At 36.4% G+C, this 19,087-nt stretch carries 20 protein-coding genes; 6 read left to right on the forward strand and 14 right to left on the reverse strand.

Annotated elements, in window-relative coordinates; genetic code table 11:
- The first annotated feature begins 20 nt into the window (after nt 1-20).
- Both OLM57_RS04105 and OLM57_RS04110 read left to right on the forward strand, forming a co-directional pair.
- A complete protein-coding gene (locus OLM57_RS04105) occupies nt 21-680 on the forward strand; it encodes a CoA transferase subunit B (RefSeq protein WP_264565971.1) in 660 nt (219 codons plus the stop codon).
- Nucleotides 681-805: 125 nt separating this feature from the next.
- Entirely contained in the window at nt 806-1,435 is a 630-nt protein-coding gene (locus tag OLM57_RS04110) for a hypothetical protein (RefSeq protein WP_264565972.1), read from the forward strand.
- Between the two features lie 65 nt (nt 1,436-1,500).
- Here OLM57_RS04110 and OLM57_RS04115 read toward each other — a convergent pair whose 3' ends face one another.
- From OLM57_RS04115 to hemA, 14 genes are all read right to left on the reverse strand, one after another.
- On the reverse strand, nt 1,501-3,102 hold the full coding sequence (locus OLM57_RS04115; RefSeq protein WP_264565973.1) for a fumarate hydratase: 1,602 nt from the start codon (nt 3,100-3,102) through the stop codon (nt 1,501-1,503).
- 429 nt (nt 3,103-3,531) lie between these two features.
- Nucleotides 3,532-4,971: a nucleoside recognition domain-containing protein gene (locus OLM57_RS04120; RefSeq protein WP_264565974.1), complete on the reverse strand. Its 1,440-nt coding sequence runs from the start codon at nt 4,969-4,971 to the stop codon at nt 3,532-3,534.
- A gap of 80 nt (nt 4,972-5,051) precedes the next feature.
- Nucleotides 5,052-5,765, reverse strand: coding sequence for a 3'-5' exonuclease (locus OLM57_RS04125; RefSeq protein ID WP_264565975.1), 714 nt, complete (start codon nt 5,763-5,765; stop codon nt 5,052-5,054).
- Between the two features lie 48 nt (nt 5,766-5,813).
- On the reverse strand, nt 5,814-6,284 hold the full coding sequence (locus OLM57_RS04130; protein ID WP_264565976.1) for a methylated-DNA--[protein]-cysteine S-methyltransferase: 471 nt from the start codon (nt 6,282-6,284) through the stop codon (nt 5,814-5,816).
- 273 nt (nt 6,285-6,557) lie between these two features.
- On the reverse strand, nt 6,558-6,941 hold the full coding sequence (locus OLM57_RS04135; protein ID WP_264565977.1) for a c-type cytochrome: 384 nt from the start codon (nt 6,939-6,941) through the stop codon (nt 6,558-6,560).
- Nucleotides 6,942-6,943: 2 nt separating this feature from the next.
- The gene (gene hemB, locus OLM57_RS04140; RefSeq protein ID WP_264565978.1) at nt 6,944-7,954 is read right to left on the reverse strand and encodes a porphobilinogen synthase; all 1,011 of its coding nucleotides are present in this window, start codon (nt 7,952-7,954) and stop codon (nt 6,944-6,946) included.
- A gap of 36 nt (nt 7,955-7,990) precedes the next feature.
- Nucleotides 7,991-8,935, reverse strand: a complete 945-nt coding sequence (locus OLM57_RS04145; protein WP_264565979.1) for a DUF4421 domain-containing protein — start codon at nt 8,933-8,935, stop codon at nt 7,991-7,993.
- Nucleotides 8,926-9,828 carry an oxygen-dependent coproporphyrinogen oxidase gene (hemF, locus tag OLM57_RS04150; RefSeq protein WP_264565980.1) on the reverse strand — a complete coding sequence of 301 codons (903 nt, stop codon included), beginning with the start codon at nt 9,826-9,828 and terminating at the stop codon, nt 8,926-8,928. Before hemF ends, OLM57_RS04145 begins: the two co-directional genes overlap by 10 nt.
- Nucleotides 9,818-10,354: a GNAT family N-acetyltransferase gene (locus OLM57_RS04155; protein ID WP_264565981.1), complete on the reverse strand. Its 537-nt coding sequence runs from the start codon at nt 10,352-10,354 to the stop codon at nt 9,818-9,820. The genes hemF and OLM57_RS04155 overlap by 11 nt, the downstream gene beginning before the upstream one ends.
- Nucleotides 10,347-10,730 carry a hypothetical protein gene (locus OLM57_RS04160; protein WP_264565982.1) on the reverse strand — a complete coding sequence of 128 codons (384 nt, stop codon included), beginning with the start codon at nt 10,728-10,730 and terminating at the stop codon, nt 10,347-10,349. The genes OLM57_RS04155 and OLM57_RS04160 overlap by 8 nt, the downstream gene beginning before the upstream one ends.
- Before the next feature lie 60 nt (nt 10,731-10,790).
- Nucleotides 10,791-11,816 carry a uroporphyrinogen decarboxylase gene (gene hemE / locus OLM57_RS04165; RefSeq protein ID WP_264565983.1) on the reverse strand — a complete coding sequence of 342 codons (1,026 nt, stop codon included), beginning with the start codon at nt 11,814-11,816 and terminating at the stop codon, nt 10,791-10,793.
- A gap of 44 nt (nt 11,817-11,860) precedes the next feature.
- Entirely contained in the window at nt 11,861-12,523 is a 663-nt protein-coding gene (locus tag OLM57_RS04170; protein WP_264565984.1) for a uroporphyrinogen-III synthase, read from the reverse strand.
- 65 nt (nt 12,524-12,588) lie between these two features.
- Nucleotides 12,589-13,515, reverse strand: coding sequence for a hydroxymethylbilane synthase (gene hemC, locus OLM57_RS04175; protein WP_264565985.1), 927 nt, complete (start codon nt 13,513-13,515; stop codon nt 12,589-12,591).
- 167 nt (nt 13,516-13,682) lie between these two features.
- Nucleotides 13,683-14,942, reverse strand: a complete 1,260-nt coding sequence (gene hemA, locus OLM57_RS04180; protein ID WP_264565986.1) for a glutamyl-tRNA reductase — start codon at nt 14,940-14,942, stop codon at nt 13,683-13,685.
- A 228-nt stretch (nt 14,943-15,170) separates the two neighbouring features.
- Here hemA and OLM57_RS04185 point away from each other — a divergent pair, with 228 nt between their 5' ends.
- The 4 genes from OLM57_RS04185 to OLM57_RS04200 all read left to right on the forward strand — a co-directional run bounded on the left by OLM57_RS04185 (nt 15,171) and on the right by OLM57_RS04200 (nt 19,085).
- Nucleotides 15,171-16,043, forward strand: a complete 873-nt coding sequence (locus OLM57_RS04185; protein ID WP_264565987.1) for a helix-turn-helix transcriptional regulator — start codon at nt 15,171-15,173, stop codon at nt 16,041-16,043.
- 122 nt (nt 16,044-16,165) lie between these two features.
- A complete protein-coding gene (gene hemH, locus OLM57_RS04190) occupies nt 16,166-17,182 on the forward strand; it encodes a ferrochelatase (protein WP_264565988.1) in 1,017 nt (338 codons plus the stop codon).
- A gap of 6 nt (nt 17,183-17,188) precedes the next feature.
- Nucleotides 17,189-18,544: an MATE family efflux transporter gene (locus tag OLM57_RS04195; RefSeq protein ID WP_264565989.1), complete on the forward strand. Its 1,356-nt coding sequence runs from the start codon at nt 17,189-17,191 to the stop codon at nt 18,542-18,544.
- A complete protein-coding gene (locus tag OLM57_RS04200; protein WP_264565990.1) occupies nt 18,531-19,085 on the forward strand; it encodes a CopD family protein in 555 nt (184 codons plus the stop codon). The genes OLM57_RS04195 and OLM57_RS04200 overlap by 14 nt, the downstream gene beginning before the upstream one ends.
- The last annotated feature ends 2 nt before the right edge of the window (nt 19,086-19,087 follow it).

Raw genomic sequence — 19,087 nt, forward strand, 5'->3', positions numbered from 1 at the left:
TAGATTTAAAATAAAGAAACATGGCATTAGACAAAATAGGAATTGCAAAACGAATTGCACAAGAATTAAAAGACCGTTATTTTGTAAATCTGGGCATCGGAATACCGACTTTGGTAGCCAACTATATCCCGAAAGGAATAGATGTCGAATTTCAAAGCGAAAATGGCGTTCTGGGGATGGGTCCTTTCCCTTTTGAAGGAGAAGAAGATGCCGATATTATCAACGCTGGAAAACAAACCATCACAACCTTGCCGGGAGCCTCATTTTTTGACTCGGCTACTAGTTTTGGAATGATTCGCGGACAACATGTCGATTTGACCATTCTAGGCGCAATGGAAGTGTCGGAAAACGGCGATATTGCCAACTGGAAAATCCCAGGAAAAATGGTCAAAGGAATGGGAGGAGCGATGGATCTTGTGGCATCTGCAGAGAATATTATTGTAGCAATGATGCATGTCAACAAAGCTGGAGAATCGAAAATATTAAAAAAATGCACCCTGCCTTTAACTGGTGTTGGCTGCGTGAAAAAAGTAGTAACCGAATTGGCCGTCTTAGAAATAACTCCAAACGGGTTTAAACTTTTGGAACGCGCTCCCGGAGTAACAGTCGAGCATATTATTGCATCTACCGAAGCCAACTTAATTATAGAGGGAGAAATTCCAGAAATGAAGATTGATTAAGTTTAGAGTGTATTAGAGTCAGAAAAAAACTCAACACTTAAAGGGTTTTTTACAGTATTTTAACACACATTTAGTAATCTATTTGGTTTTTTTATTAAATTTGTTTGAAACAAAAAACAAAAATTATGAAAAATTACAGTTATTTACTAATCGCATTTTTATTTTCGGCAGGTATGATGGCCCAAGACAGAGGATCAGTTGTACTAGATGTTTATGGTAGTTATGTTTTCTCAGACAGGATCAATTTTGATTATGGACATGCTACTATTGGAGACGGTTTTGAATACGGAGGAGGATTGGAATTTTTTCCTCAAAAATCTTCTTCTGTTGAGTTGAAATACCTTCGATTGGACACTTCGATGCCAGCATACAATAATGCAGGTCTTCAACAGAATCCAGGAGACGACAAAGGAGCAATTAACTACATCTTCCTAGGAGGAAATCATTATTTTGATAATGGTAATAATGCAGTTCCTTATGTTGGGGGTAGTATTGGTATGGCTATTGTAGAAACTCCACAACAAGGAAGCAGCACCAATTTTGCCTGGGAAATTAAAGGGGGAGTGAAAATTAAAACAGCTTCAATTGTTTCGATCAGTCTCCAAGCATTTCTTCAATCTATGGTTATAAATACTGGTACAGATACGTATTGGGGTTATTGGGGACCAGTTGCAGTAGATACGTATACAAACTCTTTCCAATTTGGTCTGGGTGCAGTGGTAGGTTTTAATTTTAAGCATAATAATTCACTTTAAAACATTGGTATTCAAAAAAAAAAAGCAACTCAAATGAGTTGCTTTTTTTTTGAATAAAAATCTTTCTAAAGATTCTCAAAGAAATCATTTCCTTTATCATCAGTGATAATAAATGCTGGAAAATCTTTAATCGTGATTTTTCGAACGGCTTCCATACCGAGTTCTTCAAAATCAACTACCTCAACGGAAAGTATATTTTCTTTTGCTAAAATAGCAGCTGGACCACCGATGGAACCCAAATAGAATCCACCATAGGTTTTACAAGCGTTCATCACGGCTTTAGTTCTGTTTCCTTTGGCTAACATTACCATACTTCCACCTTTTTTTTGGAACTCTTCTACATACACATCCATTCTACCGGCTGTGGTTGGTCCAAAACTTCCCGAAGCCATTCCTTCTGGAGTTTTTGCAGGCCCCGCATAATAAATTGGGTGGTTTTTAAAATATTCTGGCATTGGTTTACCGGCATCCAATAATTCTTTGATTTTGGCGTGGGCAATATCACGGGCTACAATCAAGGTTCCGTTTAATTTCAAACGGGTTTTGATTGGGTATTGCGATAATTTTTTGAGAATATCAGCCATTGGTTGATTCAAATCAATTTCGACAGCGGGTTCCAAATGTGGAGCTGTTTCTGGCAACAATCTTTTTGGATTCACTTCCAATTGTTCAACAAAAATACCGTCTTTGGTGATTTTTCCTTTAATATTTCTATCTGCCGAACATGAAACTCCCAATCCAACTGGACAAGAAGCCGCGTGGCGTGGTAAACGAATTACTCGGACATCATGCGTGAAATATTTACCTCCAAATTGAGCTCCAATCTGACTTTCTTGGCAAATCAACTGTACTCTTTTTTCCCATTCCAGATCACGGAAAGCCTGACCGGCCATGTTACCAGAAGTAGGTAAATGATCAAAATAGCCTGCAGATGCTTTTTTAACAGCAGCCAGATTTGCTTCCGCAGAAGTTCCTCCGATAACTAATGCCAAGTGATACGGTGGACAGGCTGATGTTCCTAAGTCCCTAATTTTGGCACGAATGAACTCATCCATAGATTTTTCATTCAACAATGATTTTGTTTGTTGGTATAAATAGGTTTTATTGGCCGAACCTCCACCTTTTGCTAAAAACAAAAACTCATAAGAAGCTCCTTTTTTGGCATAAATATCTATTTGAGCAGGAAGATTAGACCCTGAATTTTTTTCTTCAAACATACTAATTGGTACAATTTGAGAATAACGAAGATTTCTTTCCTGATACGTGTTAAAAATCCCTTTTGATAGCCATTCGGCATCATCAACTCCTGTGTATACGTTTTCGCCCTTTTTTGCCATTACGATCGCCGTACCAGTGTCCTGACATGAAGGTAATTCCCCATCGATAGCAACAACAGCATTTTGTAATAAATTATAAGCCACGAAACGGTCGTTATCGGTCGCTTCGGGATCGTCAAGAATTGCTTTTAGTTTTTCTAAATGTGCAGTTCGCAGCATAAAAGAAACATCTTTCAAGGCTTCTTGAGCCAGTAATTCCAACCCTTTTGGCTCAACAGTTAAGATTTCTCTTTCTCCAAGTTTTTCGACTTTTACAAAATCGGAAGTGATTTTACGGTATTGGGTATCGTCTTTTAAAATAGGATAAGGATCCTGATATATGAAGTCCATAATTTGATTTTTTTTTAAGAAAGCCAAATATAAGAATTGTATAAAGAACAGAAACTGATTTATATCAACTAATGTTTTAGAATTGTTATAAATTAGGCTTGATTATTTCTATTTTTTTAAAATATCTAAAAATTAAATAACCAAAAAAGTAAAAGTAGAAAATAGAAAAATTTGTCCTAATAATAAACCTAAAGAGAAAGCATTAATTTCTATATGCAATTGTCTTATTTATATTTATCTCCCCAATCGGACTATTGACTTTTATAAAGTATCCCATTTAATAAAGAAAATACTTTATTAACTTAACAAACTCGTAATTAAAAATAGAATTACCAATCCGATAGCGATGTATTTCGTGTATTTTGACATTTTTTATTTTTTTAGATTAATATTAAATTTTATAATTTTTTAAAAATGGAAGATTGGATTCTAAAAAAACCAGCTCGCCACAAATATAGCAGTAATCACACATATTAAATCAACTAAAAGCATCGTTCCTAAAGCGTATCGCGTGTTTTTTATATTAACAGAACCAAAGTAAACTGCAATTACATAAAAAGTACTTTCGGCGCTGCATTGAAATATACTACTTAACCTTCCCGTTAACGAATCGGCACCAAAAGTATTCATCGAATCTATTAAAAACCCTCTAGAACCTGCAGAACTGAAAGGTCTAAGCAAAGCTACTGGCAAAGCATCGGTAATTTCTTTGCTTACTCCCATATTAGAAAAAGCAAAAGCAATCCAGTTACTGATAATTTCAAATAAACCACTATTCCTAAATAATGAAATAGCCACTAACATTCCCAAAACATAAGGAAAAATGGTAACACCAGTTTTAACACCATTGTTGGCTCCAACCACAAAAGTTTCGTAAACAGTTGTATTTGCCTCCGTAAATTTCTTTTCCTTAATAAACGATAAGATCAATGTACAAGCAATAATCGCCACTAATATCAATGCTGAAAGATTGGAGGTAAAATAATTTTTACCAATTAAATCCAAATGGTTAACGTACATTAACAAACCTACAATTGCAGCAATTAGAACCATTAATCCAATTACTAATGAAGCACTTTTGAAATTAATTTTTTGTTTAATTCCAACAATAAGAAAAGCAGCAATTGTACCAATAAAAGAAGTGATAATACAAGGCAACATTACATCGGCAGGATTCGCCGCATTGGCAGCTGCACGGTAACCAATTATTGAAGTTGCTATTAGCGTAAGACCCGAAGCATGCAGACACATGAACATAATTTGAGCATCACTGGCTTTGTCTTTTTCGGGATTTATTTCCTGTAAACTTTCCATGGCCTTTAAGCCAAATGGTGTTGCGGCCGAATCTAATCCTAAGAAATTGGCAGCAAAATTCATAGTCATGTAGGATATTGAAGGGTGATTTTTGGGAATGCTTGGAAATACTTTTACAAATACTGGACTCAAAACGACTGATAATTTTTCGGTTGCTCCAGAAATGATTAAAAGTTCCATCAATCCACAGAAAAAAGCCAAATAAGCAATAAGTGGCAAAATTAAATCGAGTAACGTACTTTTACAGGTTGGCAATAATCCATCTGATTTTTGCACGCCACTGAAAATCTTTACCGTTTTGTTTTTATAAACGTAAGTGGTATCCGCATTGATGGTATCTCTGTTGATAACCATCGTTTGGTCGGGCGCATTTTTGATGCTGTCTTTGATAAAAACTGGAACTTGATTAATGTATTTTTCGGAAATTAAAATTGGTTCGTCTTTTTTTCCATTCAAAATAAAATCTATCGTGTAACTGTTACCGGTAAACAAACTAATAACAACAAATACAATCGAAGAAATGAAAATTGCGAGCCAAAATCTACTTAATACCATAATTTATAATTTTTGTAAATGTAATTATTTATAAAAGAAAAGACCTAACAGGTTTTAAAAACCTGTTAGGTCTAGTAAATTTACACATGAATAATCTCTTCCTCAATCAATAAGTCTTCACGTCGAAGTCGGAGGAAAATTTGTGCTACGGCAATAGTGTCTTTTTCGCAATAGGTTACAATACGGTCAATGTCTTTGTCGACATAAAAAACGTGTCCTACCTGACTGCCGTCGATATCTCCTTTTGGAGAAGGGATTCCGAGTACTTTACACATTAATTTTAACGAAGTAAAATGTTTGTAATCGCCAAATTTCCATAATTCTAGTGTATCCAAATGTGGAATCTCCCAAGGTTTTTTGCCGAATAAATTCAGTTTGCTGGGAATGGCGATTTGATTGATAATCATTCGACGGGCGAGGAATGGAATGTCAAATTCTTTGGCATTGTGTCCGCACAAAATGTGTTGCGGTTGGTTGAAGTGATTGTTGACTAAATTATTGAAGTCGTTTAGAATTTTCTTTTCGTCTCCAAAAAAGGAAGTCACCCTAAAATTTCGAATATCACCTTTAATTGTGAAATACCCCACAGAAATACAGACAATTTTCCCAAACTCGGCCCAAATTCCGGCGCGGTCGTAGAATTCTTCACCCGAAAAATCGTCTTTGCGTTGGTATAATGTTTTTTGCTCCCAAAGCGATTGCATTTCGGAATCTAGTGAATTAAAGTTTTCTTCTTCCGGAACGGTTTCTATATCCAGGAAGAGTATATTGTTAAGATTTATTTTTTCGATCATCTTTATAAGTTTTGCAAAACGAATATAAGAAATTTATTCAATAAACACTTAAAACAAACTTTGTTGTGTAGTAGGATTCTCGTGTTCCAACAACCATTTTTTACGCCATAAACCTCCTGCGTAACCCGTGAGAGAACCGTCTGTTCCAATGACTCTGTGGCAAGGAATAACAATCCAAAGCGGATTTTTCCCATTGGCAGAAGCCACGGCACGAATTGCTTTTACATCTCCCAAAATTTTGGATTGTTCGAGATAGGTTCTGGTTTTCCCAAAGGGAATCTCTACTAATGCCTTCCAGACTTTTTGTTGAAATTCGGTTCCTTTTGGGTTCAGTTTAAAATCAAAATCGGTTCGTTTTCCTGCGAAATAATCGTTGAGTTGTGAAACGGCTTCTTGCAAAACAGTTGGAATTTCTGCCGAAACAATTCCTTCATCTAAAACGGAAATTTCTGAAATTCCATTTTCATCTCCTGTGATTGTGGTTATTCCCAAAGGGGTTTTGATATAAACTGTTTCCATAATTTTGAATAAATTGAACTGCAAAGTACACACCCGAGCGAAGGCGAACTGACGAAGTAAAGTTATTGCAAAGTTCGCAAAGAATTAGAAAAGGATGAAAAATAAAAAGAACCACTCGTTTACATGAATGGTTCTTGTTTTTTAGCCCTGATAGTAGTGAAAATCCTTATGTGCCGGTCCCGATAGCTATCGGGAGGCACATAAGATTGCAACGAATTGCTGCGCCTGTTCGGCTTTCAGCCTCGAGTGCGGGAATAGCTCCCGAAAATTATTTTAATGTAGAAAAATATAGGCTTCTAGTGCTTGTAGTTCTTCGTCTGACATTTCTTCGGTAATGGCAAAGTTGGTCTTCATGACTTCGAACTGGCTTGGATCTACAAGAGGCTCGCCGTCACCTTTTAAAAACGTAACAATATTAGCATTTTTTTCTTTGTAGATTTTGGCAATGTCGTGTAAACTTGGACCGATAAGCTTTTTATCCGGCAAATGGCAAGCGATGCAATTTCCTTTGTTTTCAAAAATTTCTTTTCCAACAACTTCTGGCGATTTTATGTTTGCCGAATCGGCTGTAGCTTCTGGTTTTCCGAATGGTTCCTGGCTTTCTTTTTTACAACTAACAAAAACCAAGAGCGTAACAATAATTAATAGCTTTTTCATGTTTATTTATTTAAAAGTATAGCGGCTTCTTTGGCAAAATAGGTCGAAATCAGACTGGCTCCTGCCCTTTTGATACACATTAATTGTTCCATCATGATTTTGTCATGATCCAACCAACCTCTTTCGGCTGCGGCTTTGATCATCGCATATTCACCCGAAACATGGAAAACGGTTACGGGAACATTCACCGCGTTTTTCACCTCTCGAACGATGTCCAAATAAGCAATTCCAGGTTTTACCATGACCATATCGGCACCTTCTTCGACATCTGACAAAGCTTCTTTGATCGCTTCGATACGATTGGCGTAGTCCATTTGGTAGGTTTTTTTGTCTTTTGGTACTTCGACAGGCTCAGCATCAGATGTTGTGTCTCTTGGTGCGCTGTCCAACGCATCACGGAAAGGTCCGTAAAATGCTGAAGCATATTTGGCCGAATAACTCATAATCCCCACATGATGAAATCCTGCAGCATCCAATCCTTCACGCAAACGCAAGACACGACCGTCCATCATATCGGATGGAGCTACAAAATCGGCTCCCGCTTGTGCGTGAGAAACCGCCATTTTTACCAAAGCGGCTACGGTAGAATCATTTTCGACATCGCCATTGGCAATGATTCCGTCGTGACCGTAAATAGAATAGGGGTCTAAAGCCACATCGGGCATTACAATCATTTCTGGACAGGCGGTTTTGATTGCACGAATGGCTTGTTGCATTAATCCGTTTGGATTCCATGCTTCAACACCTGCATTGTCTTTTAAATCCTCGCTTACTTTTACATAAATATTGACTGCTCGTATTCCTAAAGCGTAAATTTCTTTGACTTCCTTTACCGTCAAATCAATCGAACGACGGAAGATTCCTGGCATAGATGGTATTGCGACTTCTACATTTTCTCCTTCGGCAATAAACATTGGGAACATAAAATCGGTTGGACTCAATGTGGTTTCACGAACCAAAGAACGAATGGATTCGCTTGTTCTTAATCTTCTACCTCTGTGTAATGGGAACATATTGTTTATATTTTTTTTGTTTGTAGATTATATATATTAAAGTCCTGTTTTTTGATGAACAGTCTCGAACACTTCTTTTACTTTCTTCGGAGGATCAAAACGATATCCTACCGAAATATTTAAGGTAGAAACATCGTCGTTCAATTGTACCCTAGCATCACTGTTTTGAATAAATGCGATGTAATTTACGTTTAAAAAAGAGAAAAACGAATTGGTATTATAGCCTATTTTCAAACTAGCGCTAGACTCCACAATACCCGAAATATCACTATCGATATTGCTAATTCCTCCACCTATAGAAAGTCCTGCCGATAGTAGCACTCTGTTATTGATTACAAAATTATAATAATAGGACGGCGACAGTGTCATTTCGAAAATATCACTTTCTGAATCGGGATTTCCATCGTTTAAATCAAGATTGGTATAAAAGAATGAAAAATTTGGGATAAAACTCCCAGAACTTTTGGTTTGCCACTCTTTTTGATTTGCTATTGTTCTAAAGGAAAAGTTGGGGTTAAAAATATAAGATGTAACTCCACCTATTTTTGTTGACCTTAAATTTGGGAGAAGAACGGTTGTTGTTCCTTCGCTTATATAAAACCCTTTTTGATTGATAAAACTCAGCGTTTGCATCCATTGTTTTACGATCAATCGCGTGCTGATATTAAACAGTTTTGAATTACCATTGTCTTTATTTACATCAAAAAACTGTGGCGAAAATCCATAAGAGATATCGGCAAATTTATAGGAAACACTCATTCCAATTTGCTCTCTCCTGTTTGGAATTAAGTCCAAAGTCGTTTTGGTTCCATCGGTATTGGTGTTCACAAATTGAAAATTATTGGAAACATCCAAATAATACAAACTGGCAATTACTTTGTCATCATACGTTTTGAAATACGGATTGGTAGCAGTACTTTCTTGAGCAAAACAGTCAAGAATACCACCAATCAGAATCAGGCAAAACGTTTTTACAGCCATTCCTTTGGATTTTCTAGTGTTATAATTAATTTCTCTTCTTCACTTCCCGCTTCCGGATGATGATCATACACCCATTGCACGTGAGGGGGCAAACTCATCAGTATACTTTCTATTCTTCCGTTGGTTTTTAATCCAAATAAAGTGCCTTTGTCGTGTACCAAATTGAATTCGACATAACGCCCTCGGCGGATTTCTTGCCAAGTTCTTTGCTTTGGGCTATATTCTAAATTTTTTCTTTTTTCAACTATTGGAATGTAGGCTTCTAGGAAACTATTCCCAACTTCGCTAACAAAGTTAAACCAATTTTCCATTGACATATCCTCAGTTACTTTGCAATAATCAAAGAATAAACCGCCAATTCCTCGGGCTTCGTTGCGGTGTGCATTCCAAAAATAAGCGTCACATTGTTTTTTGTATTTCGGGTAAAACTCAGGATTGTGTTTGTCACAAGCGGTTTTACAGGTTTGGTGAAAATGAAGCGCATCTTCTTCAAACAAATAATAAGGGGTTAAATCCTGTCCACCACCAAACCATTGCTGAATCACGTTTCCATTATCATCATACATTTCGAAATAGCGCCAATTGGCATGAACCGTTGGCACCATTGGATTTTTTGGATGCAAAACCAAACTCAATCCACAGGCAAAAAAATCGGCTTCGCCTACATTGAACATTTTTTGCATCGCTTCGGGTAATTTTCCGTGTACCGCCGAAATGTTGACACCGCCTTTTTCAAAAACTGCTCCGTTTTCGATTACTCGGGTACGGCCTCCACCGCCTTCTGGACGATTCCAAAGGTCTTCTCGGAATTTGGCTTGACCATCAACGGTTTCCAATCCTGCACAGATTTGGTCTTGAAGGTTTTGTATGTAGGCGTAAAATTTATTTTTCATTCGTATATTCATATAATTCCATATCTAAGGAAAGTTCAAAGGTTGGCGTAAATCCATCAATAAGTGTTTTTTGCCAAACAAAACCATTGTTTTCAGCCACTTTAATACTTCCCGAATTGGTTTTGTGCGCTATGATTTGAAGTGTTTTCAAGTTCAATTCGTCGAAAGCATAATTTGAAACTATTTTCACGGCTTTCGTAACCCAACCTTTGCGTTCATATTCTTTGCCTATACAATATGCTATCTCTGCTTGTTTGGTTTCCCAATTCACTTTTTTGAGAATGACAAGTCCCATTATAGTTTGGGTTTCATTTTCTTTTATCGCAAATGTAAAACCAGATTTGATTTCAAATTCGATTATTTTACTTTCAATATATCTTTCGGTTGCTTCCAATGTCAAATTACTGGAAAGCGTTTTAGGAAAATATCTTTTGAATCTTTCTGCATTAGTAATCATTAATTTACTGAGACTTTTAGCGTCTCTTGGCTCTAATGGGGCTATATGGAAAGCATCTTGTTTAATCATTATTTGCTTTAGCGACAGCTATTTTATTAAAAATTCCAAACGAAAATGTTTTGCTTTCCTGTTGGATATAATTGTATATGGCAATCGCTTTTGGCGAAAAATCAAACTGACTTTCTTTAGAAAAAGCGACTAAAAAATCAGCAAATAACTCCAACTGATTCCAATCCAAATGAAGTCTTTGCAAATGAACAATTAATCCTTCTTCGTTAAATTCAGCAAGACTTTCGACATTCATCGCCAAGTCTTTTAATTCATTTTCCAAATAAAGTAAATCCTCTAAATTCCAAAACTTAGGCACATAAACCAATGACATCAGCTTCTTGAGCAGATTGTCAATTCGAATACTTTCTTGATCTCTTAAGCCTTTGTTGAGCATTTTTTAGATTATTTCTTTTGACTTCTTCCTTGCTGTAAAGGAGAACTGCAAACTGTTTTACTAGTTCCCGTATTCCTTCACCGCATCAATAAATGCTTTGGCGTGGTCTACAGGAATGTTAGGCAAAATTCCGTGACCTAAATTCACGATGTATTTGTCTTTTCCGAATTCATCAATCATTTGGTGCACCATTTTCTTGATAACTGTAATTGGCGAAAGCAAACGACTTGGATCAAAATTTCCTTGTAATGTAATGTCTCCTCCCGAAAGGTATCTTGCATTTCTTGGAGAACACGTCCAATCTACTCCTAAAGCTGAAGCTCTACTTTTTCCCATTTCACCAAGGGCAAACCAACATCCTTTTCCGAAAACAATTACCGGTGCGTCATCGGCCAAGGCTTCAACAATCTGGTTGATGTATTTCCAAGAGAACTCTTGATAATCAACAGGAGAAAGCATTCCTCCCCAAGAATCAAAAATCTGAACGGCATCTACTCCCGCTTTTACTTTTTCTTTTAGGTATAAAATGGTGGTATCGGTAATTTTTTGCAATAAGACATGAGCTGCTTCGGGATGTGAAAAACAAAATCCTTTGGCGGTATCAAAACTTTTTGAACCTTTTCCTTCTACTGCATAACAGAAAATGGTCCATGGTGAACCGGCAAAACCAATCAAAGGTACCTCATCATTCAGCATTTCTTTGGTCAATTTGATGGCATCCATCACATAACCCAACGTTTCCTGAATATTAGGAACAATCACTTTTTCGACATCCTGAATGGTACGAATCGGATTGGGTAAAAACGGTCCAAAACTTTCTTTCATTAAAACCTCAATCCCCATAGCTTGTGGAACTACCAATATATCCGAGAATAAAATAGCAGCATCGGGAGCAATTCTGCGAATGGGTTGCACGGTGATTTCGGCAGCCAATTCTGGGGTTTGACAACGGGTGAAAAAATCATATTTATCACGCAAAGCGATGAATTCCGGCAAATATCTTCCGGCTTGACGCATCATCCAAACGGGTGGGCGTTGTACTGTTTCTCCTTTTAAAGCTTTTAAAAATAAATCGTTCTTTATCATTTTTTTATTCGTTTTTTTAATTCCCCCTTCGGGGGTTAGGGGGATTATTTATATTCTTCAATTACATCTTCAATCACGTCTTCAATACTAGGTTGGTCTGCAACGATGATATTTTTTGTTGTTTTATCTAATGCCTCAGCCGTGGTTTCACCTATGCAAAAGCAAATTTCTTTCTTTATAACATTGTTTTTCAGATAACTTTCAACTCCCGATGGGCTGAAAAACAAAATGGCATCAATTTTCTCTTTAATCTTTATCGGAGTCAATAGCGTTTCGTAAACCTGAATCTCATTAAATTTTATCCCTGCTGCTGCCAAAGCTTTTGGAAGCGTTTCTTTACGGAGGTTTCCACTAAAGAAAGTGTAGCTTTCTTGGCTATAAATCAAAGTAATAATTTCGGCCAAATCGGAAGCGTAACTCGTGTAGGCAACCACGTTAAACCCAGCTTCGGATAATAGAATTTTCGATTTAAGTCCAACGCAAAAAACATTTTTGTTTTTCAAATCATCAACATTCGCATTCTCCAAAACACTCTGTGCCGCATTCTGACTGGTAAAAATCAAATTGTCGTTTATGGAATTGAGTTCGAATTGTTGCTTCTTAGTCGAAATGAAATCTTCCTCGAATACTTCAAAACCGGCATTTAAAAGTTCCAGTCGCTGGATATCCGAAAGTGTTTTAGTAGATAATATAACCGTTTTACTCATTTTTATTGTTTTATAATAGTCTAACCCTTTCAGAGTTTAAAACTCTGAAAGGGTTAACTAGAACTTTACTTTTTTAAACTCTCTTTTATGGTTGTCATCAATTGAGTTCCGCCGTTTTCAAATATTTCTTGGGCGGAGTTATAACCTAATTTCTTCCATTCTTCGATAGGAACGATTTTGTTGACTTCAATTTTTTGTTTTCCGTCAATCGAAAACAGTACTCCATTGAAATGTATGGTATCTTCGAGTTCGTTGTAACGTGCCAAAGCACCAATCGGCGCTGTACAACCGCCTTCAAGAGTTTTCAAAAATTGTCTTTCGATGTGCGTACACACTTCGGTTTCTATATCATTCAACTGTGCAACGGCATCTCGACAAAAATCATCGTTGCCCATAGCTACAACAACCATTGCTCCTTGTGCAGGTGCAGGAATCATCCAGTCCAGATTGATGTAATTTTCGGGTTTTAAGTTGATGCGTTCTAGTCCCGCAGCTGCAAATATGGCTCCGCTCCAATCATTTTCTTGCAGTTTTTGCATTCTGGTATTTACATTTCCGCGCAGGTCAACTACGGTGTGATTGGGATATTTATGCCACCATTGGGCCTGACGGCGCAAACTTCCTGTGGCAATTGTTCCTATTCCTTCTAAAAAATCAAGGTTTCCTTTGTGTACCAAAATGTCCAAAGTATTGGCTCTTTCCAAAACGGCTGCCTGAACAATACCAATCGGCAAAGCAGTAGGAACGTCCTTCATAGAATGCACAGCGATATCTACTTGACCGTTGATCATAGCAATATCCAATGTTTTGGTAAAAATTCCTGTGATACCCAATTCGTACAAAGGCTTATCAAGAATGATATCTCCTTGGGATTTTACGGCGATGATTTCGGTTTTATAACCCAAATCGTTTAGCTTTTTTTCTACCGTGTGGGCTTGCCATAACGCGAGTTCGCTATCACGGGTTCCAATACGTATTTTTTTTTCTGCCATTTTTAGTTTTTTTACCATTAAGATATTAAGGAACATTAAGCTTTGTGTTGAATGTAAGTTAATTAAGTTTTAAAACGTTTGAACTTAATTTTCTTAATCTCTTAATGGTTCAATTTTTTTCATTAAGTTTTAAAACAAAAAACTTAATTCTCTTATTATCTTAATGGTTAAATTTTAGTAGTCGTTGCTATTTGAAATACTTTTTCGATCCAATCGATGCTCTCATCTACCATTGTGTCTTCGTTTTTAAGATGATTGGCAAAATGGGTCGTGATTTTTTGGATGATTCTAGAGCTTATAATTTCGGCTTGTTCTTCATTGAAGTTGGACATCTTTTTGCTTTGAAAATCCAATTCCGAATTTTTTATCGTATTCAACTTCGCTTTCAAAGCATTGATAGTGGGTGCAAACTTTCTTAATTTGGTCCAAGCTATAAACTCTTCTTTGATTTCTTCAATAATCGCTTCGGCAGCAGGAATGTGCGCTTTTCTGTTTTCCAATGTTTCATCTGTCATTTGCGACAAATGGTCCATGTGAATCAAAGTAACACCTTCAAGGTCTTTGACGTTTTCATTGACATTTTTTGGAATGGATAAATCCAAAATCAACAATGGTTTTTTCAAATTCAAAATAGCTTTGTCAATCGTTGGGTTTTGTGCGCCTGTAGCAACAACCACTACATCGGCTTTTTGCAGTTCAAGATGCAATTCTGAGTAATCTTTAACAATCAGATTTAATTTTCCAGCCAATTTCTCGGCTTTGTCTTTGGTTCTGTTGATTAAAGTGATGTGTTCGTTTTTGGTGTGTTTTACTAAATTCTCGCAGGTATTTCTTCCGATTTTCCCTGTTCCGAAAAGTAAAATATTCTTGTTTCCAATATCTGGAACGTTTTTGATAATATATTGAACCGATGCAAAAGATACCGAAGTGGCTCCTGAACTGATTTCGGTTTCATTTTTGATTTTTTTGCTGGATTGAATGACTGCATTCACCAATCGTTCCATAAAAGCGTTGGCTAAACCCATTGCTTTGGCTTCGGCAAAACCATTTCGAATCTGGCTTATGATTTCAAAATCGCCCAGAATTTGGCTGTCCAAACCTGTTCCCACTCGAAATAAATGCGAAATCGCTTCTTGGTTTTTGAAAACATAGGCCACTTTTTGAAAATCTTCAACAGTACCGTTGCTGTTCTCACAAAGTAATTTTATTAATTGAAAAGGGTGTTCGGCATAGCCGTAGATTTCAGTTCTATTGCAGGTTGAGGTCACAAATAAACTTTGAATGCCTTCATTTTTGGCTTGTTCGAGCAGGCGTGTTTTAGCGACAGTGTCTAAACTAAATTTACCCCTTATTTCGGCATCGGCTTTTTTGTAGCTAAGACCAATGGAGTAAAAATAGTGATGCTTTGAACCGTTATGATTTTCCATATATACACTTACACTTAAGGTGGGACAAAACTAATTCTATACTTTTGATAAAAGTAACGCTAGAAGTTCTTTTTGTGTCGCTATCAGCTATTTTAGATTTAAATCGTTGTTTTATCATAAAAACTGTTATTTTTGCACTGTTATCAAGAGTTCATTTGATTTTTATTTAGAGTGGTTCTAAATAAAAACATTAGTGTAAAGACTTTTTTATAATTAAAAAATATCGCTATGAGTTCACAAGAAGTTATAACAATTGAAGATGATTTTACCCTACTTCTTTTTCAGAATGATAGTTTAGAAACGTTTCAAGCCAAACACGAAGTAAGTAATGGGTTAATTCAATTTCATTTTGCATTAAAAGGAAAGGCCAAATTCAACTTTAATCAAGGGAATTACGTTCTGGATTTGAATGAAGAGAAGTCCTATTTGTTCTACAATCCTCAAAAAGAATTACCACTCAATTTAGAACTAACCCCCAATACTTGGGTAATTTCAATTTTAATTTCGATTCAAAAATTTCACGGATTATTTTCTAATGACGCCGGACACATTCCGTTTTTGAGCGAAGAGAATAAAGACAAGAAATATTACAAAGAAGGTGATATCAGTCCTTCTATGGCAATTGTTTTGAGTCAACTGTTTCATTATAATTTAAATCCTTCGATCAAGAATTTGTATTACAAGGGCAAAGGATACGAATTGTTGAGTTTGTATTTTAATCGTTCTGAAGATCCCAATGCCGAACAATGTCCGTTTTTGATAGATGAAGACAATGTTTATAAAATAAAAAAGGCTAAAGAAATCATCATTGCCAATATGGCTGAACCTCCCGGATTACAAGAATTGGCAGACGAAATAGGTTTGACCTTGAAGAAACTAAAAATGGGTTTCAAGCAAATTTATGGCGACACTGTTTATGGTTATCTTTTTGATTACAAAATGGACTATGCACGCCAATTATTAGACAGCGGTTCTTATAATGTCAATGAAGTAGGTCTGAAAATTGGCTATAGCACCGGAAGTCATTTTATAGCGGCATTCAAAAAGAAATTTGCGACAACTCCCAAAAAATACTTGATGTCAATTAATTCGAATTTGTAAATTTTACCTTTTTGAATCAAATGCATCCGATTTCTATATCAAACAATAATTAAAAATTAGTTAAGTCCAATTTATCCAAAAGTAAGTTTAGCTACTTTTGAAACATCAAAAAAAATAAACAAATGAAAGGCGTATTATTAGTCAACCTAGGTTCACCAGAAAGTCCAACTCCCAAAGATGTAAAACCGTATTTAGATGAATTTTTAATGGATAAATACGTGATTGATGTTCCGTATTTGTTAAGAGCATTATTGGTTCGAGGTATAATTTTACAAACAAGACCAAAAAAATCGGCCGCCGCTTACGCAAAAATCTGGTGGGACGAGGGTTCGCCTTTAGTTGTAATTTCCAAAAGAATGTATGAAAAAGTGAAGCCGCAAGTTGATGTTCCTGTTGCATTGGCGATGCGTTACGGAAATCCTTCAATTTTGGCAGGTCTTCAGGAATTGCATGACAAAGGCGTTACCGAAGTAATGCTTTTCCCTTTATATCCTCAGCATGCGATGGCTTCTACAACAACGATATTGGTTTTGGCCGAAGAATTGCGTAAGAAACATTTCCCGGAAATGAAATTTACCATCGTTCCCGCTTTTTACAACAAACCCGACTACATCAAAAACTTGGCTGATTCTATCAAAAAAAGCCTAGAAAACTTTGACTACGATCATTTATTATTCTCTTACCATGGTATTCCGGAACGCCATATTCGTAAAACCGATGTAACCAAATCACATTGCAAAATTGACGGCTCTTGTTGTAATACACCTTCACCAGCGCACGAATTCTGCTATCGTCATCAATGTTATGAAACCACGAAACAAGTGGTAAAACTTTTGGGGATTTCGGAAGATAAATACAGTCAAACTTTTCAGTCCCGACTGGCGGGAGACAAATGGTTAACGCCTTATACCGATGTTGAAGTCAACAAAATGCCAGAGAAAGGAATTAAGAATCTGGCTGTTGTAACTCCTGCTTTTGTTTCGGATTGTCTGGAGACTCTTGAAGAAATCGCAATGGAAGCCAATCACCAATTCAAAGAACACGGAGGCGAAAATTTCTTGGCCATTCCTTGTTTGAATGACAGCGATGAATGGTGCGCTACGGCAAGCAATTGGATTAATGAATGGAGTAAATCATAAATCCAAATGGCCGTAACCTCCGAAGAATTAGGAACGCAAGACATAAAGAAACTCTTGATTAAACAAGCAGTTCCTTCTTCTATTGGTATCCTATTCATGTCGGTTAATATTCTTATTGACACCATTTTTGTCGGACAATGGATTGGTTCACTTGCCATTGCAGCACTAACAGTTGTTTTACCCATAACGTTCCTGATTTCGTCATTAGGAATGGCTATTGGTGTGGGTGGAGGATCAGTGCTTTCCAGAGCTTTGGGTTCTAATGACAGAGAGAAAGCCAAACATGTTTTTGGAAATCAAATCATGATGACTTTTCTATTATCAACTATTTTTGCAATAATTGGGCTCATTTTCAGTGAGCAAATGCTTTTACTTTTTGGAGCCAAAGGAGCCATTATGGAACCCGCACGAGAATTTTTTATACCGATTATTATAAGTGTACCATTTTTGGCACTTTGCATGATGGGAAACAACATTATTCGCGCCGAAGGAAAAGCCAAATTTGCTATGGTGGCTATGATTGTTCCTGCTTTTTCAAATATTGCTCTTGATATTATTCTCATCAAATGGATGAATTTGGGCGTATTTGGTGCGGCACTCGCAACGTCTATTTCCTATTTTATGTGTTTTTTGTTTGTGCTTTGGTTTTTTGTTTCCAAAAGCGAATTGCAATTGCAAGCAAGGCATTTTAAATTTCAAATTCCGATTTTAAAAGAAATCACCGAATTGAGTTTCGTTACTTTCTCTAGACAGGGAGTCGTAAGCATCTTGGCCATTATCTTGAATCACACTTTATATCTTTATGGAGGCGAACATTCTATAACGGTTTACGGAATTATAAGCCGAATGCTGATGTTTGCTTTGTTTCCAATTCTAGGGATTACTCAAGGATTTTTGCCAATTGCCGGTTTTAATTATGGCGCCAAAAACACCAAGAGAGTTCAGGAAAGCGTGATTATTTCGATCAAATATTCAGCTATATTGGCTACCATAATTTTTGTCACAATTTTATTCTTTGCCAAATCGATAGTGACTGTTTTTACAAATGACCCGAAAGTAATTGCCGAAACACCGAATGCATTACGCTGGGTTTTTGCAGCTTCACCTATTATTGCCATTCAGCTGATTGGAGCTGCGTATTTTCAGGCAGTTGGAAAAGCCAAGAAAGCTTTATTTCTTACATTGACCAAACAAGGCTTTTTCTTAATTCCTTTGGTACTTATATTACCACATTTTTTAGGTATTTTTGGAGTATGGATTGCATTTCCTATTTCCGATGTGCTTTCTACCATCATAACGGCCTATTTCCTGAGAAAAGAAATGAATATTAAACCCATAACGACAACCGATGGACTACTATAATTACCTGAAATCCCTACACCTCATCTTTGTAATTACCTGGTTCGCCGGTTTATTCTATATCGTTCGTTTATTCGTTTATCAAATAGAAGCTGCAGAGAAACCATCTCCCGAAAAAGAAATTTTGCAAAAACAATATAAAATTATGTCCTACCGATTGTGGTACATAATTACCTGGCCATCTGCCGTATTGGCTAGCATTTTTGCTTTTTGGATGTTGTTTTTTACCGATTTGGGAAGCGCTTGGTTAAAAATGCCGTGGATGCATGTAAAACTTGGCTTCGTTTTTGTGCTGTATTTGTATCATTTAAAATGTCAGCAAATTTTCAATCAATTACAAAGAGACGAAGTAAAATACACTACCAATTTTATGCGTTTGTGGAATGAAGTGGCCACCATCATATTATTTGCAGTTGTGTTTTTGGTCATCTTAAAAAATGCCGTGAATTGGATTTATGGAGTAATCGGTATTTTCTTGTTTTCGATTACAATTATGCTTGGTTTTAAATTTTATAAAAGAATAAGAGAGCGAAATAAATCGTAATT

Source organism: Flavobacterium sp. N3904 (assembly GCF_025947305.1).
In the GTDB taxonomy this organism is placed as follows: domain Bacteria; phylum Bacteroidota; class Bacteroidia; order Flavobacteriales; family Flavobacteriaceae; genus Flavobacterium.

Excerpts from the sequence above, each read along its gene's own strand:
- OLM57_RS04105 (WP_264565971.1), top strand. The coding sequence starts at position 21 with ATGGCATTAGACAAAATAGGAATTGCAAAACGAATTGCACAAGAATTA.
- OLM57_RS04110 (WP_264565972.1), top strand. The coding sequence starts at position 806 with ATGAAAAATTACAGTTATTTACTAATCGCATTTTTATTTTCGGCAGGT.
- OLM57_RS04115 (WP_264565973.1), bottom strand. The coding sequence starts at position 3,102 with ATGGACTTCATATATCAGGATCCTTATCCTATTTTAAAAGACGATACC.
- OLM57_RS04120 (WP_264565974.1), bottom strand. The coding sequence starts at position 4,971 with ATGGTATTAAGTAGATTTTGGCTCGCAATTTTCATTTCTTCGATTGTA.
- OLM57_RS04125 (WP_264565975.1), bottom strand. The coding sequence starts at position 5,765 with ATGATCGAAAAAATAAATCTTAACAATATACTCTTCCTGGATATAGAA.
- OLM57_RS04130 (WP_264565976.1), bottom strand. The coding sequence starts at position 6,284 with ATGGAAACAGTTTATATCAAAACCCCTTTGGGAATAACCACAATCACA.
- OLM57_RS04135 (WP_264565977.1), bottom strand. The coding sequence starts at position 6,941 with ATGAAAAAGCTATTAATTATTGTTACGCTCTTGGTTTTTGTTAGTTGT.
- hemB (WP_264565978.1), bottom strand. The coding sequence starts at position 7,954 with ATGTTCCCATTACACAGAGGTAGAAGATTAAGAACAAGCGAATCCATT.
- OLM57_RS04145 (WP_264565979.1), bottom strand. The coding sequence starts at position 8,935 with ATGGCTGTAAAAACGTTTTGCCTGATTCTGATTGGTGGTATTCTTGAC.
- hemF (WP_264565980.1), bottom strand. The coding sequence starts at position 9,828 with ATGAAAAATAAATTTTACGCCTACATACAAAACCTTCAAGACCAAATC.
- OLM57_RS04155 (WP_264565981.1), bottom strand. The coding sequence starts at position 10,354 with ATGATTAAACAAGATGCTTTCCATATAGCCCCATTAGAGCCAAGAGAC.
- OLM57_RS04160 (WP_264565982.1), bottom strand. The coding sequence starts at position 10,730 with ATGCTCAACAAAGGCTTAAGAGATCAAGAAAGTATTCGAATTGACAAT.
- hemE (WP_264565983.1), bottom strand. The coding sequence starts at position 11,816 with ATGATAAAGAACGATTTATTTTTAAAAGCTTTAAAAGGAGAAACAGTA.
- OLM57_RS04170 (WP_264565984.1), bottom strand. The coding sequence starts at position 12,523 with ATGAGTAAAACGGTTATATTATCTACTAAAACACTTTCGGATATCCAG.
- hemC (WP_264565985.1), bottom strand. The coding sequence starts at position 13,515 with ATGGCAGAAAAAAAAATACGTATTGGAACCCGTGATAGCGAACTCGCG.
- hemA (WP_264565986.1), bottom strand. The coding sequence starts at position 14,942 with ATGGAAAATCATAACGGTTCAAAGCATCACTATTTTTACTCCATTGGT.
- OLM57_RS04185 (WP_264565987.1), top strand. The coding sequence starts at position 15,171 with ATGAGTTCACAAGAAGTTATAACAATTGAAGATGATTTTACCCTACTT.
- hemH (WP_264565988.1), top strand. The coding sequence starts at position 16,166 with ATGAAAGGCGTATTATTAGTCAACCTAGGTTCACCAGAAAGTCCAACT.
- OLM57_RS04195 (WP_264565989.1), top strand. The coding sequence starts at position 17,189 with ATGGCCGTAACCTCCGAAGAATTAGGAACGCAAGACATAAAGAAACTC.
- OLM57_RS04200 (WP_264565990.1), top strand. The coding sequence starts at position 18,531 with ATGGACTACTATAATTACCTGAAATCCCTACACCTCATCTTTGTAATT.